At 43.3% G+C, this 5,495-nt stretch carries 7 protein-coding genes and 1 pseudogene; 2 read left to right on the top strand and 6 right to left on the bottom strand.

The features are described from left to right. Positions 1 to 417: 417 nt before the first annotated feature. The 6 genes and pseudogenes from AC5JL8_RS03650 to AC5JL8_RS03625 all read right to left on the bottom strand — a co-directional run bounded on the left by AC5JL8_RS03650 (position 418) and on the right by AC5JL8_RS03625 (position 4,057). On the bottom strand, positions 418 to 801 hold the full coding sequence (locus tag AC5JL8_RS03650) for a hypothetical protein (RefSeq protein WP_495878420.1): 384 nt from the start codon (positions 799 to 801) through the stop codon (positions 418 to 420). Between the two features lie 9 nt (positions 802 to 810). Next, positions 811 to 1,269, bottom strand: a complete 459-nt coding sequence (locus AC5JL8_RS03645; protein WP_495878419.1) for an HNH endonuclease — start codon at positions 1,267 to 1,269, stop codon at positions 811 to 813. Further along, the gene (locus AC5JL8_RS03640) at positions 1,241 to 1,504 is read right to left on the bottom strand and encodes a reverse transcriptase N-terminal domain-containing protein (protein WP_495878418.1); all 264 of its coding nucleotides are present in this window, start codon (positions 1,502 to 1,504) and stop codon (positions 1,241 to 1,243) included. The genes AC5JL8_RS03645 and AC5JL8_RS03640 overlap by 29 nt, the downstream gene beginning before the upstream one ends. Before the next feature lie 141 nt (positions 1,505 to 1,645). Continuing rightward, positions 1,646 to 2,197, bottom strand: a complete 552-nt coding sequence (locus tag AC5JL8_RS03635) for a hypothetical protein (RefSeq protein WP_495878417.1) — start codon at positions 2,195 to 2,197, stop codon at positions 1,646 to 1,648. Between the two features lie 160 nt (positions 2,198 to 2,357). Continuing rightward, a pseudogene (locus AC5JL8_RS03630) lies at positions 2,358 to 3,428 on the bottom strand (transposase); the annotation flags it as partial. Between the two features lie 398 nt (positions 3,429 to 3,826). Next, positions 3,827 to 4,057, bottom strand: a complete 231-nt coding sequence (locus AC5JL8_RS03625) for a RepB family protein (protein WP_495878416.1) — start codon at positions 4,055 to 4,057, stop codon at positions 3,827 to 3,829. Positions 4,058 to 4,257: 200 nt separating this feature from the next. On the opposite strand from AC5JL8_RS03625, the gene AC5JL8_RS03620 reads away from it, so the two are divergent. Further along, a complete protein-coding gene (locus AC5JL8_RS03620) occupies positions 4,258 to 5,148 on the top strand; it encodes a hypothetical protein (protein ID WP_495878415.1) in 891 nt (296 codons plus the stop codon). Positions 5,149 to 5,283: 135 nt separating this feature from the next. Further along, positions 5,284 to 5,454 (top strand): hypothetical protein, encoded by a 171-nt coding sequence (locus AC5JL8_RS03615; RefSeq protein WP_495878414.1) that lies wholly within the window; start codon positions 5,284 to 5,286, stop codon positions 5,452 to 5,454. Positions 5,455 to 5,495 lie beyond the last annotated feature (41 nt).

Genomic DNA, 5,495 nt, shown 5'->3' with positions numbered 1-5,495 from the left:
GTATGGACATTGCACAGTAGACAACCTCAACTCATCCCTCTATTATGCAACGCCTATTCAATCATCATTGTGTAACACTTTTTGTAAATAATCTGACACTGAACCATCCCAATAACATTTTACACATCTGCCGTTTATGAATTTATGTGTGCATAATTCGTAACCATAAAGTACATGAGAGCATTGTGGACACAAGGAACTCATCTTTGAGGTTTCTTGGTAATACAAGCTACCGCATTCATCGCAGGTCTTAATTTTTAACTTATCCATAACAGAAAATTGACTACCAACGATGGGATAGTTTATACAGTGGCAATCCCCGAACAGATGGACATGGTATCTTGCCCTTAATTAAAACTTCGCAAGCTCCCCCACATGAGTGTAAATGAGTATTTATTACGTTTTTTTACCATAACATCAATCTATAACTCTGTATTCTTGCTCTATCAAACTCAATAGCTTTTCTTCCACATCAGTTAAATACGGTCGCTTCAACTCTCCCAAGTATTTCAGAACAGCACGAGCAGCTTTTTCCAAGTTCTCGGTTTCCCGCAGCCTCCGAATGCGATCGCAGATATCCTGCATCTGCTGGCATTCGGCATCTGAGTAATTCAGTGGCTTGAGGTGGTCGATTCTCACCGTATACTGTCCATCCCAGGCTGTCACTGTACAACTGAACTCACCAACATGGCTGACGATGCACCAGCAGCCACCCTTACCTCTGAGTTCGGGATTATCTTTAGGTAGAATTTGGCAGACTTCACCAACACGGTAAGGATTGGGGACTTGAGTGCGCTCCATGATATTAAACTAAGCCGCTCCGTCACCAGAGCGACTCGTCTGCAAAACCGGACGTGAAACTTTCGCTTCATCCGGCTCCTCAGTAATTTGGTGCTTGTCCAATTGCATACCTCCAACCAAACCATCTTTGGCTGTTTTAATATCGTGGCAGTGTCTGTGTAATAACTGGAGATTTTTATATTCGTCTTTACCGCCAATACTTAGGGGTATTTTGTGGTCAATTTCCAGTACATCTTCCGAAAGGAAGTACAATCTGCAGTGGGCGCATTTTCCTTTTTGTTGCTTTAAAAGTGTTGCCACTGTTTTTGGCACTTCTGGATGTGCGCCAATTCTTGAACTCCAGTAAATTAGGTTGCCATTGTATGGACTGGCATCGCCTTTGACTTTTACGTGCCGAACTATAGGTGTTTCCGTGTGCCTTACTAGGCGCGTTGGATTTTTACCTTGATTTGCTGTGACATTTTGCACTCCAGGACTTCATCAACGTTTTTTGGAGTCTGCGAAACGCTTTGACATCATCACGCAATGAGGCTTTGTAGATTCTTTTTTGCAACTTATAGACACGTTTTTCTAGCTTGTGCCAGTTAATGTGCCTCCATTCCACCATCGATTCGTTATTGCTCACCCGACTAATTGGCTTGTCCCTTAAGGAAGGAACCTCCTCATTGGTAGATTCGCAGATAACTTGTCGTGTATTAGACATATTTATTGCTACTCTAACTCTACATTCCAAATCACTGTGAGTTCGTCAGCATATCCCTGCTGTTACACAGGGCGTTCGCTTCTAACTCAATCTTTCCTATCCGTTCTTTTTACCTTGCCACTCATCCCTGAGTATGAATACTCATTTCGAGTGAACGAATCGCACGCGCTGCACTACATCTTTGACGATTTTACCAGTCGGCACTTTACCCCCAGCCTGTTCTACTGAAAGTTGCCATGCTTGTTGCTGTTGCTGAGGTTCAAGCTTTGTTAATGGTCGAACTTGCCCCTCTGCTGTAGGCAAAATGTGATCAATTTGATCACATTTTTGCTCCAAGTTCTCAAACACAATAGCCGCATCCATTAGAAGATAAGACTGGCGGCGGCTATGCCCAAATCTATCACGACAGTATTCCTCGAAGGTTTTATGCGTGGAGCGGTACAACCTGCGATCTCGCAATTCTGCTAACGCCTTCCCCGCCTCAAAAAACGCTCTTTCCACACGGCGCTCTAGATGAAGGCGATCGCGTTCTTCTGCCTCTGTTAGTTCTGGGACTTCAACAGCAGTTACCGTAATAGTTGCTGTAGCTGGATATTCTGGATTAAAGGTATCCTCCGCAGGGCTAACAGATGCTTTTGAATCGGTTTTGACGGTAGAGGTAGATTTTTTACTCTTAGAAGGTGGTTTGCTCATAATTCCACCTTTTTCAACTCAGTGGCATTGGTTTTAGTTTGCTCGCAGACTAACTTGTGGCTTACACAGCATTAGTACCACCTAATAATCAAGTTGTTGCGATAAACGCTCTAACTCAAATCTTGCACCTGGAAATCTGAATGTCAAAACCACAACTAAGTGTAAGATGAGCAAGGCGTTCAATATCAAGTAAAAGAAGATACACAACTATTTTTGGGAAAATAGATTCAAGAGCTATTTGTGCAGCCTGACCCCAATCAGGTGGCGATGCAGACTGAATATGGAGATAAGCCCAATGAGCAATCAGGTAGGCAGTCACAGAAAGAATCAACCAGCGATACATACCCAGCAGAGTGGCTTGCCCAAAACGATGTAAGCCAAAACGATGCTTTGCAGTTTTAAACCAGCCTTCAATTTGCCAACGACGCTTACCCCACCATTTGAGAGTAGAGGCTTTAATTGGGCGGGTAGACAAGACAAAGCGTTTTTCTAGTTTGCCATTATCGCGTTTTAAGTAATACCAAGAAACGGTAACAGGGAACTTTAAACCAAACAAATAAACCTGTTGACCTTGTTTATGCAAACGCCTTAAAAGTCTACCATCTGCTAACTTACGGCTAATAGCTACACCTGGAACAGCATGATACTTCAAACGACGTACACCTTCAAGGAATTCTATACTACCAAAGGCTGTATCAGCCAAAATAATTGTCTGGAAGTGTTGAGTTAAAGATTGCGGTAAACGTTTAATTAATTTTAGCCCTAACTGTGCAGGTGATGGGGTTCCCTTACCTCTCCAAACACGGAAACTCCAAGGAATGCGGCATCTCCCTATAACCAAATAAACAACAACTATATGTAGACCACGCTTGCCATTGTAAACTCTAATTAAGTCACCAAATTCTGAGAATTTGCCCCGCTTTTCTAAAGTTGTTAAGTCAATAATGACTTGTAAAAAAGGTTTTCGTCCTGGAGTTGATGACGATAATATCTTGAAAACTGCTTCTAATGTGCGGTGACGAATTACCCTAATCATCTTCCTTGTTGACCAAGGGTTTATGTTTAAGAATCGGCTAATTGCGCTTGGGGATTTTGTCTGACTGTGTTCAGGTAATGGGTGTCCTTGTGCCTCTAAGAATAATGCCAGCATAGCTTCTAGATTATCTTTTTGGTACTGCGTCGGCATCAACTCTTTGAGGGTGTAAACTAAATTCTGGGCGTGGGCAAGCATTTCACAGTGCTTTGTTAATTCGATATTTCACGCCTTTTCTCTCATATTTTGAGTATTAAAGGCAAACCTAACCATTTCATGTTGATTGTCACCCTTGTTAGTAACCTGTAATCGCATATGTAGTAGTGCTTGGTTATTTAGTCTATTTCACTACAGATTCTACTTAACCATGCTTCTTTAGCTACTGTAATATTTTGCGCTTTTTATATGCTTTTTACGTGTTTACCTAGCTAGCTGCAAGATATGAGCTAACGCTGCTTCAATCCAGCTTTTTCTGCTTAATTTGTCTTAGATATAGCCAAAATACAGATGCAAAATAGTTATTAAAGAGCTTTGTACTAATCAATGAGGAGCGAAAGACACGATGAAGATTCATCGAGTCAGTCATCGCAACGCATTCATTCACTTGCATCAGTTTCTTTAATATCAAATTCCTTTATTTTTAAGAAATCTGCTGTACGAATTAATCTCTCGATACATTCTGAGCGAGTAATACCTGCCGCTTCTGCCAATTGATCAAGCATCTGCGAGGCAGATGGAGTCAACATAAATTGATACTGAGTTTTTTTTTCACCATGTGCTGACGGTACAGCTTTTTTAGCTCTCGCCATTGAAACCAATACATGCATCTGTTTACCTCAATAGATTAGCAATTCTAGCTTAACATCAATATATTGATATGTACATATTGATATCAATATATTGATATGGTAAGCTAGTCTACATGAGGCTAAAGGCTAAAACTAAAGTCTCAAAAACAAAAGGCGACCGCCCTAGCCTGAGAAACTGTGCGATCGCCTTTTTTTCCAAATACATGGAGATTTAAATCATGACATACCCCACATACACTCAGCAAGCGCTTTCCCATTGCAACCTCCCGCGCCTCAAAAGAATTGCTGCTGACCTCGGTGTAACCCCAGCAGGGGACAAAAAAGCCGCTGACATTTGGGTAGACGCAATCATCGCCCACCAGTCCGCTCAGACTCACAAAGTCACTGACGAACAAGCCCTCGCCCAAGCCAAACTCGACCGCCACATTGCAGACCAAGCCAACACGATGCCTGCGCCAACGTCAAAGACGAACGCACCCGAAGAACTGCAAGTAGTTGACATATCGTTTTTCGACAAAAAATATTACGCAAGCAACAAGTTGATAGCCACAATCACCCATGATGCTGATAATTTTGTAACGCAACGCTGGGTGGTGATGGTGAACGGTGCGGAAGTCCATCGTGGTGCTACCCCAATGCAGTGCCACCGCTACATCTGCACACACTACAAGGATGGCTCGTTACCAGTGCAAGAAGAAGCAGGGGGGCAGGGCGCAGGGAGCGGAGGGGAAGAATTCTCTCCCTTGCTCCCTACTTCTTCTACTGGCAATGAAATTATGGTGCAGATTTTCCATGCGTGTGAGCAGCACGGCTTGGAATTGCTCGACGATGGGATTTACCAGAACAACGTGAAATTGGGCGAAGTCGGCTGTACAGAGGGCAACTGGTGGGTCATCCGCGCTTCTTCAGAACATCAGCAGAAGATGGCGTGTAGTTCTGTAATAGAGGCAGTGCGTAGATGCAAAGCAGCTTGTCGTGAGACATCGCTGTTGGTCAATCCTGTTTGTTGCGATGAACTCTTGGACAGGGCATTTGACGAACTGACGGTTGACGAATGGTGGAGGCTGCTGGAATCTGAGGCGGGCAACAGTGAGCTAATAGCGGCATAGGGAAAGAGTGGGCTTTGATGCCCACTCCTTACAACACACCGTTTGCGTGTTTCAAATATAACCATCTAATTTTGGGAAAACCTCAGTAATGTTCTCCCAAAATTCCACCAATCCCTTCAATCACCAATTAAATATATGCAACCCACAATCACGATACCCAAAGGCTGGGAGTATCCCCGCTTTACCTTGGGTGAGCGCACAAAGCAGGGAATCATAGTCGGCATCGAATACTACCCCGCTGATAGCCAATTAGCCCACGAATACGGACAAGGCTGGCGATACTCTGTGATGCCTAACGGGACTTAAACAAAAATTAAGCCCAAATGTAGCCCAAACTAGCTTTATAA

This window comes from Mojavia sp. (genome assembly GCF_059505145.1).
The sequence above is the reverse complement of the archived record's forward strand: the minus strand, read 5'-3'. Positions and strand labels throughout refer to the sequence as shown.

What these genes read in the sequence shown, in the direction of transcription:
- AC5JL8_RS03650 (WP_495878420.1), bottom strand. Translation starts at nt 801, where the DNA reads ATGGAGCGCACTCAAGTCCCCAATCCTTACCGTGTTGGTGAAGTCTGC.
- AC5JL8_RS03640 (WP_495878418.1), bottom strand. Translation starts at nt 1,504, where the DNA reads ATGTCTAATACACGACAAGTTATCTGCGAATCTACCAATGAGGAGGTT.
- AC5JL8_RS03635 (WP_495878417.1), bottom strand. Translation starts at nt 2,197, where the DNA reads ATGAGCAAACCACCTTCTAAGAGTAAAAAATCTACCTCTACCGTCAAA.
- AC5JL8_RS03625 (WP_495878416.1), bottom strand. Translation starts at nt 4,057, where the DNA reads ATGCATGTATTGGTTTCAATGGCGAGAGCTAAAAAAGCTGTACCGTCA.
- AC5JL8_RS03620 (WP_495878415.1), top strand. Translation starts at nt 4,258, where the DNA reads ATGACATACCCCACATACACTCAGCAAGCGCTTTCCCATTGCAACCTC.
- AC5JL8_RS03615 (WP_495878414.1), top strand. Translation starts at nt 5,284, where the DNA reads ATGCAACCCACAATCACGATACCCAAAGGCTGGGAGTATCCCCGCTTT.